General features: G+C 65.8%; 12 protein-coding genes. 3 read left to right on the plus strand and 9 right to left on the minus strand.

Annotation, left to right across the window (positions count from 1 at the left end; all coding sequences use genetic code 11):
* Positions 1-76: 76 nt before the first annotated feature.
* The 4 genes from QZX93_RS08395 to QZX93_RS08410 all read right to left on the minus strand — a co-directional run bounded on the left by QZX93_RS08395 (position 77) and on the right by QZX93_RS08410 (position 4,109).
* A complete protein-coding gene (locus QZX93_RS08395; RefSeq protein WP_295386371.1) occupies positions 77-1,327 on the minus strand; it encodes a cyclopropane-fatty-acyl-phospholipid synthase family protein in 1,251 nt (416 codons plus the stop codon).
* Positions 1,327-2,094: a DUF1365 domain-containing protein gene (locus tag QZX93_RS08400; protein ID WP_295386368.1), complete on the minus strand. Its 768-nt coding sequence runs from the start codon at positions 2,092-2,094 to the stop codon at positions 1,327-1,329. The genes QZX93_RS08395 and QZX93_RS08400 overlap by 1 nt, the downstream gene beginning before the upstream one ends.
* The gene (locus QZX93_RS08405; protein WP_295386365.1) at positions 2,091-3,383 is read right to left on the minus strand and encodes an FAD-dependent oxidoreductase; all 1,293 of its coding nucleotides are present in this window, start codon (positions 3,381-3,383) and stop codon (positions 2,091-2,093) included. The genes QZX93_RS08400 and QZX93_RS08405 overlap by 4 nt, the downstream gene beginning before the upstream one ends.
* A 120-nt stretch (positions 3,384-3,503) precedes the next feature.
* Complete coding sequence (locus QZX93_RS08410; RefSeq protein ID WP_295386362.1) at positions 3,504-4,109, minus strand: hypothetical protein; 606 nt, start codon at positions 4,107-4,109, stop codon at positions 3,504-3,506.
* 290 nt (positions 4,110-4,399) lie between these two features.
* Between QZX93_RS08410 and QZX93_RS08415 the strand changes: the two genes are divergently transcribed.
* Positions 4,400-4,795, plus strand: a complete 396-nt coding sequence (locus tag QZX93_RS08415; RefSeq protein WP_295386360.1) for a hypothetical protein — start codon at positions 4,400-4,402, stop codon at positions 4,793-4,795.
* Here the strand turns inward: QZX93_RS08415 and QZX93_RS08420 are convergent.
* Positions 4,770-5,582: a class III extradiol ring-cleavage dioxygenase gene (locus QZX93_RS08420; protein ID WP_295386358.1), complete on the minus strand. Its 813-nt coding sequence runs from the start codon at positions 5,580-5,582 to the stop codon at positions 4,770-4,772. The genes QZX93_RS08415 and QZX93_RS08420 overlap by 26 nt on opposite strands.
* A 250-nt stretch (positions 5,583-5,832) precedes the next feature.
* Here QZX93_RS08420 and QZX93_RS08425 point away from each other — a divergent pair, with 250 nt between their 5' ends.
* Positions 5,833-7,959, plus strand: a complete 2,127-nt coding sequence (locus QZX93_RS08425) for a discoidin domain-containing protein (RefSeq protein WP_295386355.1) — start codon at positions 5,833-5,835, stop codon at positions 7,957-7,959.
* A 242-nt stretch (positions 7,960-8,201) separates the two neighbouring features.
* On the opposite strand, the gene QZX93_RS08430 is transcribed toward QZX93_RS08425, so the two are convergent.
* The 4 genes from QZX93_RS08430 to QZX93_RS08445 form a co-directional block, all read right to left on the minus strand.
* Positions 8,202-10,211, minus strand: coding sequence for a diguanylate cyclase (locus tag QZX93_RS08430; RefSeq protein WP_295386352.1), 2,010 nt, complete (start codon positions 10,209-10,211; stop codon positions 8,202-8,204).
* A gap of 99 nt (positions 10,212-10,310) precedes the next feature.
* The gene (locus QZX93_RS08435) at positions 10,311-11,276 is read right to left on the minus strand and encodes a lipid A biosynthesis acyltransferase (protein ID WP_295386349.1); all 966 of its coding nucleotides are present in this window, start codon (positions 11,274-11,276) and stop codon (positions 10,311-10,313) included.
* Between the two features lie 102 nt (positions 11,277-11,378).
* A complete protein-coding gene (locus QZX93_RS08440; protein WP_295386345.1) occupies positions 11,379-11,759 on the minus strand; it encodes a hypothetical protein in 381 nt (126 codons plus the stop codon).
* Positions 11,756-12,811, minus strand: a complete 1,056-nt coding sequence (locus tag QZX93_RS08445; protein WP_295386343.1) for a DUF4325 domain-containing protein — start codon at positions 12,809-12,811, stop codon at positions 11,756-11,758. The genes QZX93_RS08440 and QZX93_RS08445 overlap by 4 nt, the downstream gene beginning before the upstream one ends.
* A gap of 237 nt (positions 12,812-13,048) precedes the next feature.
* Between QZX93_RS08445 and acnB the strand changes: the two genes are divergently transcribed.
* Positions 13,049-15,637, plus strand: coding sequence for a bifunctional aconitate hydratase 2/2-methylisocitrate dehydratase (acnB, locus tag QZX93_RS08450; protein WP_295386340.1), 2,589 nt, complete (start codon positions 13,049-13,051; stop codon positions 15,635-15,637).
* Positions 15,638-16,045: the final 408 nt, after the last annotated feature.

Consider the following 16,045-nt stretch of genomic DNA (forward strand, 5'->3'; position numbering starts at 1 on the left):
GCAGTGGAATACGTTCGGCCCGTAGGAGCGGCCCCCCGGCCGCGACGCGGCGGCGCGTCGCGGCCGGGGGCCGCTCCTACAGGCGGATCGCGGGACTGTCGGCGTTCGGGACCTCATAGACGGCTTGCACCAGGTCGGTCACGCCGTTGTCGAAACCGACCTCGCAATAGGCCAGGTAGTAATCCCACATGCGGCGGAAGCGCGCGTCATAGCCCAGCGCTGAGATCTGCTCCGCCTTGTCATGGAAGGTGCGACGCCAGCGGCGCAGCGTCTCGGCATAGTCGGGGCCGTACCAGCGGTCCTCGCGATGGATGAGCCCGGCGGCGCGCGCGTGCTGCTGGAGTCGTCCCGGGGAGGGCAACATGCCGCCGGGGAAGATATAGAGCTGGATGAAGTCGGCACTGCCCCGATAGCGCAGGAAGTCGTCCTCATTGATGGTGATGACTTGCAGGCTGATGCGCCCGCCCGGACGCACCAGCCGGCGCAGGGCCTGGAAGTAGGTCGGCCAGTAGGCCTCGCCGACCGCCTCCAGCATCTCGATGGAGACACAATGATCGAATTGGCCGCCGATGTCGCGGTAGTCCTGCAACCGCAGGTCGACCCGATCGCTGAAACCGGCGGCGGCGATGCGCGCCCGGGCATAGTCCAACTGCTCACGCGACAGGGTCACGCCGGTGACATGCAGCCCGCGGCGCGCCGCCGCCTGGGCGAGCCCGCCCCAGCCGCAGCCGATCTCCAGGATGTGCTGCCCCGGCTGCGCCCCCAGGTCGTCCAGGAGGCGCTCATATTTGCGCGCTTGGGCGGCCTCCAATGACTCGGTCTCCCGGTCCGCGAACAGGGCCGCCGAATAGGTCATGCTCGGGTCGAGCCAGAGGCGGTAGAAGTCATTGCCCAGGTCGTAGTGACGGGCGATGTTGCGCCGGCTCATGGCGCGGTGGTTGTCGCGCAGCCGGTGGGTGAGGCGGTCCAGCCAGCGCGACCAACTCAGGCCCTTGGCGCCCAGGTGCGGCTCGTTGCGCTGGAGCACATCGAGCAGTCCCGGCAAGTCGGGGGTCCGCCAGTCGGCGTCCAGGTAGGACTCGGCAAAGCCGATGTCGCCCCGGGCCAGGACCCGCAGGAGCAGGCGCAAGGGCCGGTCAATGGCGATCTCGCCCGCCGGTCCGGCACAGGACCCCCGGTAAAGGTCCGCCCGGCCGTCGGGCAGGCGCACCAGCAGCGTGCCGAAGCGCAGTTGTCGGCCCAAGGCGGCATAGACCCTGGCTAGACCAGCGGGCCGCGCGGCCCCGCCGGTCAGGGATAAGGCATCGATCGGTTCTTCTGCAGACATCAGGTAACCTCCTCCCGGGGCGGCGTGGGCTTGGGAAAATAGGTGGCGCCACGGAGCCAAATCTTGAGCGCGTGCCAGTGGATCATGGTGACGACCTTGAACGTCAGCAAGGGGAAGGACAGGGCCGCCCGCAACAGATTGGCGTCGGTGAATGGACGCAAGCGGCCGCGTTGCACCGCCACCAACATCAGCCGGTCGTCCTGGTATTCGTGGATGACGATGCCCGATTCATCCCCGGCGCTGGTGAAGCGGAAACGGTAATCCGCCTGCATCCCGACAAAGGGCGAGACATGAAAGCCCTTGGCGCGGGATTGGCGCACCGGCCACTGCATGGGCATACCCTGTTGATGCAACAGGTAACCGTGGCGCTCGCCGAAGGTGTTGTGGACCTCGCACAGGATCGCCACCAGGTCTCCGGTGGGGCCATAACAGAACCAGGGGGTCATGGGATTGAAGCCATACCCGAGAACCCGCGGCATACACTGGATGTCAATCCGCTCGATCGGCAACCGCAGCCCCAGGCGCTCCACCTGGCCCAGGAGCCAGTCGCGCAGCGGGGTCCCGTCGCCGGCGCCGTGGTCCAGGTCATGAAAGGCGAAGAGGTTGAAGCGGTTGTGCGAAAACCAGCGGCTGGTGCGCGCCAGTTCGCCGATCCGATCCAGATCCAGCACCAGGCTGAAAATCCGATAGACGAAGCGGTACTGCACCGGAAAGAAGCGCCGGTGCATCACCTCACCCAACAGGAGCTGTCCAGCGGGCACGCTCATGACTGGACCGCCCGGGCGGCGGCGTCGCCCCAGGGCAGCGGCACCCCCAGGGCCGCGGCCACCGCGACCGCGGCGCGCAGCCCGTCCTCGTGGAAACCATAGCCCAGCCAGGCGCCGCTGAACCACAGACCGGACTGGCCCTGGATCTCGCCGATACGCCCCTGCGCGGCGACCGCCGCCGCGTCGAACACCGGGTGCCGGTAATCCATCTGCGCAATCGTGAGCTCGGCGCGGGGTGGCTGCGCCGGGTTCAGGCTGACGAACACGTCGTCGTCCTTCGGCAGGTCCTGTAGGCTGTTCATCCAATAGGTCAACGTGACTGGTTCGTCCGGGCGCGTCCCGCCCAGATAGTTCCAGGAGGACCAGACCCGGCGGCGCTGCGGCATCAGGGCCGGATCACGGTGCAGGTAGACTTGGTTCGGCTGGGTGCGAAAGCAGCCGAGCAGCTCAGACTCCAGCGGCGTCGGGTCCGCAATCATGGCCAGGGCCTCGTCGCCGTGACAGCCCAGGACCACCGCATCGAAGGTCAGGCGCTCACCGGCGAGCGTCTCCACCGCGACGGCGCCCCCGGTACGTCGCACCCGTTGCACCTCGGTACCGGTGCGCACGCGCCCGCGCAACTGCCCCAACAGGCACTGCACGTAGCTTTGACTACCCCCGCTGACGGTGCGCCATTGGGGCCGGTCCGCCAGGTCCAACAGCCCGTGGTTGTTGAAAAAGCGGGCGAAGGAGCGGAACGGGAAGGCGCGCATCTGCCGCGTGGGGCAGGACCAGATGGCCGCGGCCATGGGCAGGAGATAATGGTCGGCAAAGCGCGCGCTGTAGTGTCCGCGATCCAAAAAGTCACCCAGCGACAGGGCATCCGTCTGCGGGCGATCCAGATAGGCCTTGGCCGCGCGATTGAAACGCACGATGTCGAGCAGCATCCACAGGAACCCTGGGCTCCACAGGTTACTGCGCTGGCCGAAGAGGCCGCCGAAGTCGGAGCCGGCATACTCCATCCGCCCCCCGTCGATGCTCGCCGCGAACGACATATCGGTCGGGTAGGAGGACACCCCCAGATGGTCAAACAGGCCGCACAGCAGCGGATAGTTGCGGTCGTTGAAGACCATGAACCCGGTGTCTACCGGAAAGGCCCCGCCCGGGTGGTCCACCATCCGGGTGTTGGTGTGGCCACCCACGTAGTCGTTGCGCTCCAGCAGTGTCACGTCATAGCGTCGATCCAACAGCCAGGCCGCCGCCAGCCCCCCAATTCCGCCCCCGACGACCCCAATCGATTGTAGTGGCACCGATAACCCCTGCGTTGTTTACCCTTAGTAGTCCAATATTGAAACCCCGGGCGCAGAGTACAAGGGGGCGACTCGCAGCGCCGAATGGCCTTCGGCTGCTCTAGTTGATCCTTAGCTTTTTTACTGGAATGAAGAGTCCGACTGCGGCGGAGTCTGAGGCCCCGCCTTCGGCGTCCAGACATCTCCCCACGGATAGGGCTTGGCGCGGCCGAGCGGCAGATAGCCGAAGACGATGTCGCCCTTGGTGCCGTCGCTCAGGGTCAGTTGGCCGATGCCGTTGGCCCCGGTCTGATCGCGGATGGTCTCGGCCCAGCCGGCGCGACCGTCCTCGCAATAGACGTCGTAGAGCGGGGCCCGAGACCCGCGTGTGATGCTATAAGACCCCCGACAGGCATTGGACCCGCTGACCACCCGAAAGTGGCCCGCGAATAGGTTCGACTGGTAGGTGCCGAGATACAGCGCGCCCTCCATGGCCACGGCAAAGGGCCCCGAACTGGAGTGGCCGCGCGGCATGGTCTCGGCGAGCGGCACATCGAAATAGTCCAGGACCTGACTCGCGCAGGCGGGATAACTCTCCATGTCCACGCCGCGGCAGAGCCGCTCGGCATAATCGTCGGGCGAGACGTAGGTCACGATCCCCCCGATATGGCCGGGCAGGGCGGACCCACAACCACCCAGAAGGGCGGTCAGGGTCAGGCACGCGGTAACCAGGACGGGTTTCTGCATGGATGTTGCTCTCAACGGATGGCCCCCAGTCTGTCGCACCGCTCCCGGGGATCGCGGTCAGGCGCCGCGCGACGGCGCGACCGCCCAGGCGCAGACGGCGCCAGTGTACCCGTTTGCGGCGGCGGCGTGTGATGCCGCGCGCCGCGGGGCGGCCCGCGATCCGACGGAGCCAGCCCCGGCGCCGCGGGTCGCTTAAGGGATGCACGGACCCGGCGTTCGGGCTAAAGTGGCAACCGCTGGGGCGCGACCGCCCCTGTCGTTCGTTACCTATCTTAGGCGGGATCGTCCAGATGAGTCCAACCCACCGCACCCAAAGACCGGATCCCGCTGCGCCGCGGCGCCGCGCGGCCACCGGCGGGATCGCCGTCGCGGCAGTCCTGCTGCTCACACTGGCGGGGTGTACCCAATTCGCCCAGCGCAGCCAGCAACTGGCCGAGCAGGCCCGTGAGATCACCTGCCTCAGCCAGTGCCGGGCGACCAAGGAGCACTGCGACGACGACGCCCGTTGGGATTACCAGCAGTGCCAGGCCGGTTACAGCACCGCCCAGCGCGATTACCTCTGGTGCAACTCATCCGACCAGCCGCAATGCGGCTACCCTTGGTGGTCGTGCAGCGAGAACCTCTACGGTTACTGCACTAATCGCTACCGGGAATGCCGGGTCAAATGCCGCCGGCCGGGCGGCTAACGGCCATGCCGCCCGGCCAGAGATAGGCATCCATCGCGAGCCCGCCATCGATGAATCCGGGGGCGAAGCGTTGCGGCGCCCCCGGCCCGCCTGCACCCCGGGCCACGAATAAGGGCAGCAGGTGCTCTTCCGTTGGGTGGGCGGCAGCGCCCTGGGGCGCGGTGCGGCGGTAGTCGATCAGGTTTTCAGATCCGGGAGCGGCGAGTCGGTCGGCGAGCCAATCGGCAAAGGCCGCGGCAGCGGGATAGGGTTGCGTCGCACCGACCGTCAGCCAGGCGAAATTGTGGGTGACGGCACCGGAGGCGAGGATCAGGACGCCCTCTTCACGCAGGGGTTGCAGCGCCTCGCCCAGGCGCAGATGCCAGCGCGGGCCGGCCTGGGGCTGGATCGCCAGTTGGGTCACTGGGATGTCGGCCGCCGGATAGAGCAGGCGCAGCGGCGCCCAGGCGCCGTGGTCGAGGCCGCGGGTCGGGTCCACCGACACCGGGATTCCCGCCGCCCCGAGCAACCCCGCCACGCGGTCCGCCAGCGTCGGTGCGCCCGGTGCGTCATAACGCAGCGAGTAAAGCGCGCGCGGAAAACCGCCGAAGTCGTGAATGGTCTGCGGTGCCGTCGCCCGGCTCACGGTCGGGACGGCGGACTCCCAATGTGCGGAGACCGCGAGGATGGCACTCGGGCGCGGCAGTGCGGCCCCGAGTTCGGACCAGCGTTGTCCGGTGGCGCCGGGGTCCAGCAGGAGATCGGGCGCGCCGTGGGAGACGAAGAGGACTGGGTGGAGCGGTTGCATGGGGACGCCCGTGTCTGGTTGGCCTGAGTCCCAATCTGAGCCGTCGATCGGAAAAAAGACAGTGCCGGATTACGAAAATCTCTGTTGCCCGATATGCAACAGACTGACGGACGCAATCGCCACGCTGCGGTGGCGCCCCGGTTACACTCTGCACCCTGGCCGTCGCCGCGGTGGCTGGAGGCGCCGGGACCCTGAACATTCACCCTGGAGCGGCCATGAACCCGCACCGCACGCCAATCGCCATGATCCAATGACACACTCCGGCCGATTCCTGTTGATCGCACTCGCCGCCTGGCTGCCGACGGCCACCGCGAACGAGACCGTGACCATCACGCTCGACCCGAACGCCCAGCCGCTCACGACCTTTGTCCCCGCGGACACCTTCGGCGCGGGCATCGACGGCCACGAGGCGGGCGTGACCCGGCGGCTGTTGCGTGGTGCCAATCTGGCGCGGATGAAGGAGGTGGGCTTCGGGCCGTTCAGCTATCGCTTGCGCACGGAACTCGCGGTGGAGGCCTGGCACTGGAATCCGGCCGGGCGCTTCAGCGGTGCCGATGGCAAGTCAGGCTATTGGTTATCCGACACCACACCGGGGCGACCCATTGCGGTCTCCTACGGCTATCGCTTACCGCGGCGCGGCACGAGCGGCGATCAGGCCAACAATGACGGCTATTCGCGCCTGGACGATGGCGACCCGGCGAGCTTCTGGAAGTCCAATCCCTATCTCGACCAGCACTTTACCCACGAGGACAACGCGCGCCACCCGCAATGGGTGGTCGTCGACCTGAAAGAACCGCTGCCGATCGATGCGGTGCGTATCCACTGGGGACAACCGCACGCCCGCGCCTGGCGGATGGAATACTGTACCAATCTCCACGCCGATTACATCGAGAATCGCATCTGCAACGCCTGGGCCGCCTTTCCACAAGGGGTGATCGCGGACGGCCAGGGCGGCACCGAGACCCGCCGCCTGGCCGCCGCGCCGATCACGGCGCGTTTCGCGCGTCTGCTCCTGTTGCAGCATGCGGGCGACGCGGCACCGGCGACCTCCGATATCCGCGACTCCATCGGCTATGCCATCCGGGAGCTGGGCGTTGGCGTCATGGACGAGAACGGCGTCTTCCAGGACCGCATCACCCACGCCAAGGACGCGCATCGGCAGACCGCGATGTTCGTCTCATCGACCGATCCCTGGCACACCGCCAAGGACCGCGACCCCGATACGGAACAACCGGGGCTCGACGCCTTTTATGCCAGCGGACTGGCCGGCACCGGTGCGCCGCTCATCCCGGTGCCACTACTCTATGACACCCCGGAGAATGCGGCGGCGATCATCGCCTATCTCAAGCGTCAGGGGCATCCGGTCCTGCAGATCGAAATGGGCGAGGAACCCGACGGGCAATACGCCACCCCGGAGGACTATGGCGCACTCTACCTCCAGGTCGCCACCGCCCTGCACCGGATCGACCCCGCATTGCAGCTTGGCGGCCCCGGGTTTCAGACCGCCATCGACGGCTATCGCTCCTGGCCGATCAATGATGAGAAGCGGCCCTGGATGACCCGATTTATGGAGTATCTGCGTGCGCGCGGACGGGAGAACGACTTCAATTTTTTCACCTTCGAATGGTATCCCTTCGACGACTGCTGCGGGGAGGCATCGCTGCAATTGGCCATGCACCCGCGTATTCTCAAATCAGTGCTTGATGGGCTGCGCGCCGATGGGGTACCACGCGCACTCCCCTGGATGATCACCGAATATGGCTACTCCGCCTTCGGCTGCCGGGCCGAGGTCGACATCGAAGGCGCGCTGTTGAACGCGGAGACGGTGGGCCTCGCCTTGCAGGAGGGGGCCGCGCGGGTCTATCTGTACGGACTGGAGCCCGCCGAGCTCATGGATGAACTCAATTGCAACTCCTGGGGAAACAATGCCTTGTTCCTCGCCGACGCGCAGATGAACATCCGCTCCGCCACCGCGACCTATCACGGGGCGCGGCTGATCAATCAGGACTGGGTCGGCCCACCCGGCGCGCCCCATCAACTCCTGCCGATCGCTGTCACCGGCGGCACGGTCTTTGGCCTGCCGCGCGTGAGTGCCTTTGCCCTAAGACTCCCCGACGGCACCTTGAGCATCCTGGTCATCAACAAGGACCCGACCAACGCCTATGACCTGGCAGTCGAGTTTTTGGCACCGGACGGCCCCACCCCGGCACCCGGGCCGGTAGCCCTAACCCAATTCTCCCGCACCCAATATCAATGGCATCCGGCGGGCGAATTGGGCCGCCCGGTCGTCAATCAGGGGCCGGTAAGCCTGACAGCACCGGCGCTGCCGGTCACCATCCCCGCCTATTCATTGAGCGTTGTGCGGCTGGGCACCTGAGTCCAAGGAGCCACCGGGAAAAAGAATTGGTCACGCCAAGGCGCCAAGCTCGCCAAGTTTTTCAGTGTGTCATTAGCGCTGTGCCGGCTAAAGCCTCGACCTCCAGTTACGGAGTGATCCCCGTTGGCCGGGACGATGATCAAGGCCGCTGTGCCATTCACCCGGCGAATGATCTGGATACTTCATCTGCCCTCTTGTATTTCTTGGCGAGCTTGGCGCCTTGGCGTGAGCCGTTCTTGGCTCTAGGACAAGGCGCTTGCCGCTGCGGGATCGGCGATCGGCGCCACGATGGTCCGATTGCGCCCCGCCGCCTTAGCGGCATAGAGCGCCCGGTCGGCCGCGCCGAGGAGTCCCCCGGGCTCGGCGGCGTGGGCCGGCCAGGCGGCCACGCCCGCCGACAGGGTCCTGCGCACTTCCCCCGTGTCGGCTTGAATAAGCAACTCGGAGAATGCCTTGCGCCAGGACTCCGCGTGCGCGTAAGCAACCTCCAGGGCCGCCCCGGGCAGGACCACGGTGAACTCCTCCCCACCAAAGCGACAGGCGATGTCGCTGGCACGGGTGGTGGAGGTCAGGATCCGCGCCAAGGCCGTCAAGACCTGATCGCCGGCCTGGTGCCCCAGGGTATCGTTGACCTCCTTGAACCGATCGATATCGATCATCACCAGGCTCAGGGGTTGATCACGCGATTGAGTCAATTCACGCTGCAGGACCAGCTCGAGATAGCGGCGATTGTAGAGACCGGTCAGCGGGTCACGCCTGGCCTGTTCGCGCAGGTCCTCCTGCAGACCCTCGATCTGCCTGATCTGGGTGTGCAGGGCCTGATTCGCCGCCTCCAGGTCGGCGCGGATCCGCTCGGCCTCGGTAATGTCCTGCGCCAGTGACAGCACGGCGCCGGGCTCGCCATGACCATCGCGCTGCAGGACATTGCTCCAGCGGCACAGAATGGTCCGGCCGTCACGGGTCAGGTTGCGATTGACACCGCCTACCAGGCCGCCCTCCCACGCCTGCTCCATCACCTTGGCGACATAGTCCAGGTCGGCCGCCGGCACCATCCGCTCCAGCCCGACCCCCAACATCTCGATCCGCGGCCACCCGAAGATCCGCTCCGCCGCACGATTCCAGTCGATGACGCGATGCTCGCGATCGAACAGGATGAGTGCCAACGGGGCGGTCTCATAGATGAGTTGATAGTGCTGCTGACTGGCCTTGAGTGACCACTCGGTCTGCCGGCGTCGCTCCATTTCGAGCGACAAGCGGCGATCAATGCGCAGAATATAGAGCGAGATCGACCCGGCTGACAGGGTGAGCAGCAGCGCCCCGCCCACCCACCAATAGACCCACGGCGGGATGTGCAGGCGCTGCGGATCGTACAGGAAGCCGGTGAGCGCAATGCCGGCCGGCAGCATGCCCTGCTCGGCATAGACGTCCGCGATATGGCGCCAACGCCCGGGATACATATAGCCGACGGCGATCAGTTCATTGCGCAGCAGTGGGCGCATCTGCTCATATTCGTAGAGCAACTGCTCACGGGTCTTGCGCTGGGAATAGCGCTGAATGATGAGGTCGACGATCTCGGTCGGATGCCCCATGGCATAGACCCAGCCGCGCAGACTGGCCTCGCGGAAGGCCTCCACCACCGCCGGGTGGGTGCGCAGATAGGACTCGGTGGTAAACAGATTGTCGCCGTAGAAGTCGATCCCCCCGGAACGCGGGGTGAAGAGCGAAAAATTGACCCCGGCCTGCGCGAACACGAAGGGCTCGTCGGTAATATAAACCGACTGGGCATCGACCGTCCCGGCGGACAACTCGGCAGTCCCGAAGCTGTGGGGGACGAGGTTGAGACTGCCGCGGGGGATGCCCTCGCGCTCCAGATAGGCAAATAACTCGGCCGAGTTGTCCTCGATCATCAGACGCCGGCCGGCGACCTCGTGGATATTGCGGATGCCCGATCGCTCCAGGGCCATCAATGCCAGCGGTGAATGCTGAAAAATCACGGCCAGCACGACCACCGGCTGACCGCGGGCGCGGTGCAGGAGCAGATCGGAGGTGCCGACGCCGAACTCGGCCTGGCCGTTCAACACGGTCGCCACCGGGTCCTGCCCGGGGCGCGCCTCCAGCAAGCTGACCTCCAGCCCCGCCTCGCGATAAAAGCCCTGTGCCTGCGCGGCATAGTACCCGGCAAACTGAAACTGGTGAGTCCACTTGAGCTGCAACCGCACCGGCTGCAACGCCTGGGCACCCCAGGCACTCACGGAGCAGCACAATGACAACAGGAGAAGACTCAAGCGCATCATTGATCAACCGAGTTGAGTGGCAACCGCCCGACGCACCTGCCAGCCGCCGGTGTCCACTCAGCGGCGGCGCCGTTTCGGCGGGTAAAAGGGCGGCTCGCCCGGCGGGCGGGTCTTAAAGCGGCGATGGACCCAAAAATATTGCTCCGGCATGGTACGGATGCGCGTCTCAATCGCCCGGTTCATCAGGGACGAATCGGCCGCCCGATCCCCGGTCGGAAAGGGCTCGAGCGGCGGGTCGAAGTCCAGCTCCAGCCCCCGACCCCAAGGCAGATAGCGGGCGAAGGTCGGGATCACCACGGCCCCCGCCATGGCCGCGAAGCGCCCGAGCATGGGGACGGTGGAGGCCGGCACGCCGCAAAATGGGACGAAGATACCACGGCGCCCGCCGTCCTGGTCCGGCAGGTAAAAGAAGGGCGTGCCCCGGCGCACCTCGCGGATCAGACCGCGCAGGTCGTCGCTGCGCTCGATGGAGACACTGCCATACTGACGGCGCGCCCGCATCACCTGCAGATCCACCACCGGGTCGCGGATCTTCTGATACATATAGACCCCGGCGTGGACCAGCCCGGTGAAGGCCGCGCCCCCCAGTTCCAGCCCCACGAAGTGCGGCACCAGGACGATCACCGGCCGGCCGGCGGCGATGCAGGAGTCGATAAACTCTCGATTGCGGATACGCACCAGGCGCTTGAGGCGCGCCCGCGAGGCCCCCCAGACCACGCTCTGCGTCAGCGAGGCCACCCCCAGCCAGCCGAAGTGGGCGCGCAGGATCCGCTCGCGCTGCGCGGTCGGCGTGTCGGGTAGACAGGCGGCTAGGTTGCGGCGGGCGACTTCACGCCGATCCGGTGCCAGGTGGTAGCCGAGCCGCCCAAGCCCCTGACCCAAGGCCCACAGGAGCGGAAATGGCAGCCGGCCCAAGGCATAGGCGATGCCCACGACGAACCAACTCGGCCAGTGCCGGGGGCGCCAGAGCGCGGGCTGCGGGGGGGGTGAATCCGGATGGGGGGTCGACTCGGGAGTGGTCATCCTGAAAAGTGCCGTTGTCACGCGAAGACGCGCAGTTTACGCGCCCATTTTACCCGCGATTCTGCGCCGTGTTCTGCGCGTCTTCGCGCGCGCCCCGGGCACTCACTCAAACATCGCCTGCGCGATGCGCACCACAAAGGGCAGGCCGGCCAGCCGCAATAGGACCTGCCGATAACCAGGCTGATGGGTGTTGCCGAGCACCAGCACCTGCGCGGGTCCGCAGCCGATCCGCCCGCGGCTGCCCGGTTGAAAGCGGGCGCTGGGGTCGATCGCCGCCACCTGACGCTGTGGCACTTCACCCTGTGGGATGCAGAACTCGTAGTCCAGCGCCCGTTGACCGTCCGGCGGCCCCTGGAGCCCGGCGGCATCCAGACGACTCAGGTCGAAGGCGATCACCGACAGCGGGTCGACGCCGTCGGCCGCGCTGGCGGCAATCGTGGCGCCCAGCAGCAGGAGCAACACGCGTGCGGATAGCGAATTCACACCGGCGCCCCGGCACCCGAACCGGCCACGCGCGCCACTTCCTTTTGCACTTCCGCGTTCATGTTGACGGGGATGATCGTGATCTCAGGGTGGTTGCGTGCAAAGACGCGGAAGATCTCATCCACGAATGAGCGTCCAACCGTGTCAACCCCCTCGAAATCCAGCACGACGTTGGTGAAACGCTCAATGCGATTCATGATGCGCTTCGCCTGGGACCGAGAGACGAGCGCAACCCCCTCGTAGAGCGCCAAACGAACCGGCACAACGGTCTTTGAGAAATCAAACGTGTCTGCGTCGGTGTATTCGTCGAAGACCGAGGCCAGGGTACGTTCCGTCGCTGGCGAAAACATCATCATCACCCTGGTCCCACCAATCTCATTATCGAGATGACCAAGAAGCTCCGGTTTGCATTCATCGTCATGGCTAAAGACTAATTCGCCGGAGGCGATCAAGAAGAAATCGAAGGCCCTTGACGTAAAAAAGATCCCCTCACCAGTATGGTTCGCCGGATCAGTCGTGAGCTTGCCTTTACTCAACTCCAGGATCGCTTCCCGCGGGTCGCCGAGGTCCATCAAGCGTGCGATACGCCTGAAGATGCCCTCACCATCATCCCAAATGTCCAGCACCAGCCGTTCGTCACCGCGATGTGCTGTGATCTCGACCTGGCTCCCGCTGGAATGGTCGATGGCATTGTTCAGCATCTCGGTAAAACCGTAATGCCAGATGCCCTGGACGTTCTTCGACAGCCCGTCAACGATATAGGCGAAGTCGCTGGCGTACACGCGATCCTCAGCGATGGCCCCTAGGGTGTAGACACCGGATTGTTGCCGGTTAGGACCGAGCCGATAGGTGCGACCGCGCGTCGTGCCAAGGGCCTCCAGGAAGCCCTCCCGGGTCAGATGGGCCAAGTGTCGGTGGACGGCTTGGCGGGTGACGCCGAAGAGCTCGCAGGCGTCAGCGACGATGTCCGCCCGCCCGGATCGGACGACATCGAGCAGGTGGCGTCGAATGACCTGCGATTTTTTCGTCTTGCCGATGACCACCGGGTCCACCTTCAGGTCACTTAGATGCGCCGATTGTAAACTTATCAGATCCCGTTTGTAACTATTTCGACACCTCGCGAGCCTCGACCGGTCCCGCGCCAGCTGCGGATTCAGAAAGGTTGAGAATTGGGCGGCGATTATCCAGAAGGCATAAAATGGCCGATTGGCCGGCAGACCTTCCAACCGCGGTCCTGCGCACCCACCCGCCACTGCCCTTCCGCACATTGTTCCACAGGAGTCCCCGAGATGTTGCAAGCCTATCTCCAACATGCGGCCGAGCGCACCGCGCTCGGCATCCCGCCGCTGCCGCTGACCGCCCAGCAGACCGCCGACCTGATCGAGCTGATCAAGAACCCGCCAGCCGGTGAGGACGCCTTCCTGCTGGATCTCCTGACCCACCGGGTGCCCCCGGGCGTGGACGACGCGGCCAAGGTCAAGGCCAGCTTCCTGGCCGCGGTGGCGCACGGCGACCTCCAGGTCCGCCTGATCGACAAGACCAAGGCCACCGAACTCTTGGGCACCATGGTGGGCGGCTACAACGTCCATCCGCTGATCGAACTGCTGGATGACGCGGAAGTCTCCGCCGTCGCCGCCGAGGGCCTGAAGAAGACGCTGCTGATGTTCGACTTCTTCAACGACGTGGCGGACAAGGCCAAGGCCGGCAACGCCAAGGCGAAGGAAGTCATCCAGAGCTGGGCCGAGGCCGAGTGGTTCACCAGCCGCCCCGAGGTGCCTAAGTCCATCACCGTCACCGTCTTTAAGGTGCCAGGGGAGACCAACACCGACGACCTCTCCCCGGCGCCCGACGCCTGGAGCCGCCCGGACATCCCGCTGCATTATCTGGCGATGCTCAAGATGACCCGCACCGACGCGGCCTTCAAGCCGGAGGAGGACGGCAAGCGCGGCCCCATCGCGTTCATCGAAGACTTAAAGAAGTTGGGCCACCTGGTCGCCTATGTCGGCGACGTAGTCGGCACCGGCTCCAGCCGTAAGAGCGCGACCAACAGCGTGGTCTGGGCTACCGGCCAGGACATCCCCTTTGTGCCCAACAAGCGCTTCGGCGGCGTGACCCTGGGCGGCAAGATCGCCCCGATCTTCTTCAACACCCAGGAAGACTCGGGCTCGCTGCCGATCGAGCTGGACGTGTCCAGACTGGAGATGGGCGACGTGGTCGACATCCTGCCCTACGAGGGTCAGGTGGTGAAGAACGGCGTCACCGTGGCCGAGTTTGCGCTCAAGAGCGACGTGATCCTGGACGAGGTGCGGGCCGGTGGCCGTATCAACCTGATCATCGGCCGCGGACTCACCGCCCGGGCGCGCGACTTCCTGGGCCTGCCCGCCGCCACCACCTTCCGTCTGCCCGCCATCCCGGCAGACACCGGCCACGGCTTCACCCTGGCACAGAAGATGGTCGGGCGCGCCTGCGGCCTGCCCGAGGGCACGGGCGTGCGCCCGGGCACCTACTGCGAACCCAGGATGACCACCGTCGGCAGCCAGGACACCACCGGCCCGATGACCCGCGACGAGTTGAAGGACCTGGCCTGCCTGGGCTTCAGCGCGGATCTGGTGATGCAGTCCTTCTGCCACACCGCCGCCTACCCCAAGCCGGTCGATGTGAAGACCCACCGCGAACTGCCGGCCTTCATCAGCAACCGCGGCGGCGTCGCCCTGCGCCCCGGCGACGGCATCATCCACTCCTGGCTCAACCGCCTGCTGCTGCCCGACACCGTCGGCACCGGCGGCGACAGCCACACGCGCTTCCCGATCGGCATCAGCTTCCCGGCCGGCTCCGGTCTGGTGGCCTTCGGCGCCGCCACCGGCGTCATGCCGCTGGACATGCCCGAGTCCGTCCTGGTGCGCTTCAAGGGCGCCATGCAGCCGGGCGTCACGCTGCGCGACCTGGTCCACGCCATCCCGATGTATGCCATCAAGGCGGGGCTCTTGACGGTCGCCAAGGCCGGCAAGGTCAACGCCTTCTCCGGGCGCATCCTGGAGATCGAGGGTCTGCCGGATCTGAAAGTGGAACAGGCCTTTGAGCTCTCCGATGCCAGCGCCGAACGCTCCGCCGCCGGCTGCACCATCAAGCTGAACCAGGCCCCGATCATCGAGTACCTGAACAGCAACATCGTGCTGATGAAGAACATGATCGCCGACGGCTACCAGGACGCACGCACCCTGGAGCGCCGCATCAATGCCATGGAGGCCTGGCTGGCCAACCCCAACCTGCTGGAAGCGGATAAGGACGCCGACTACGCGGCCGTGATCGAGATCAATCTCAATGAGCTGAAGGAACCGGTGCTCTGCTGCCCGAATGACCCGGACGACGCCAAGCCGCTGTCGGCGGTTGCCGGCACCAAGATTGACGAGGTCTTCATCGGCTCCTGCATGACCAACATCGGCCACTTCCGCGCGGCGGCCAAGCTGCTCGATGGCAAGCGCGACCTGCCGACCAAGCTGTGGGTGACGCCGCCGACCAAGATGGACCAGAGCCAGTTGGTGAAGGAGGGTCACTACTTCACCTTCGGCGTCGCCGGTGCCCGCACCGAGATGCCCGGTTGCAGCCTGTGCATGGGCAACCAGGCGCAGGTGCGCGAAGGCGCCACCGTGGTCTCCACCAGCACCCGCAACTTCCCCAACCGCCTGGGCAAGAACACCAACGTGTATCTCGCCTCGGCCGAGCTGGCGGCCATTGCCTCCAAGCTGGGGCGGATTCCCACGGTGGCCGAGTATCAGGCCGAGATGGGCATCATCGATTCGGACAAGGACAGCGTGTATCGGTATCTGAACTTTGATCAGATCGAGGAGTATGCGGAGACGGCGAAGGACGTGGCGTAAGCAAAACGGCCCGCCGGCCGGCCCCCGCTGGGGGCCGGCCGGCGGGCCGTTTTGCTTTGTGAAACAACTTCTCGTGACACCGCTGCGCGGTGTCACGCATGTATCCTGGCGCTGTGCGCCGAACACACGTGGTCCAGCAGATTTCCCCCTCCTTACCTTCGGCCTCCGGGTCTACCCCCAAGCCGCCCGCGGGTGCCGTTCGTTCCTCACCGCAACTACACCCCTACCCCGATGCCGCTCACGAGACAACCGTCGAGGCTGATATGTTTTGGGCTCTTTGGGATCTCAGTAGGTCGGCATATTTATAAATTACATGATGTTATGACGACATGTAGGGCGTCATAGAGTCGCATAACGAGCCGCATCGACAAGCCCCTGACAGGGCTTGGAGCGATTACTGCTCTGCCG

Source organism: uncultured Thiodictyon sp., assembly GCF_903946935.1.
Classification (GTDB): Bacteria; Pseudomonadota; Gammaproteobacteria; order Chromatiales; family Chromatiaceae; genus Thiodictyon.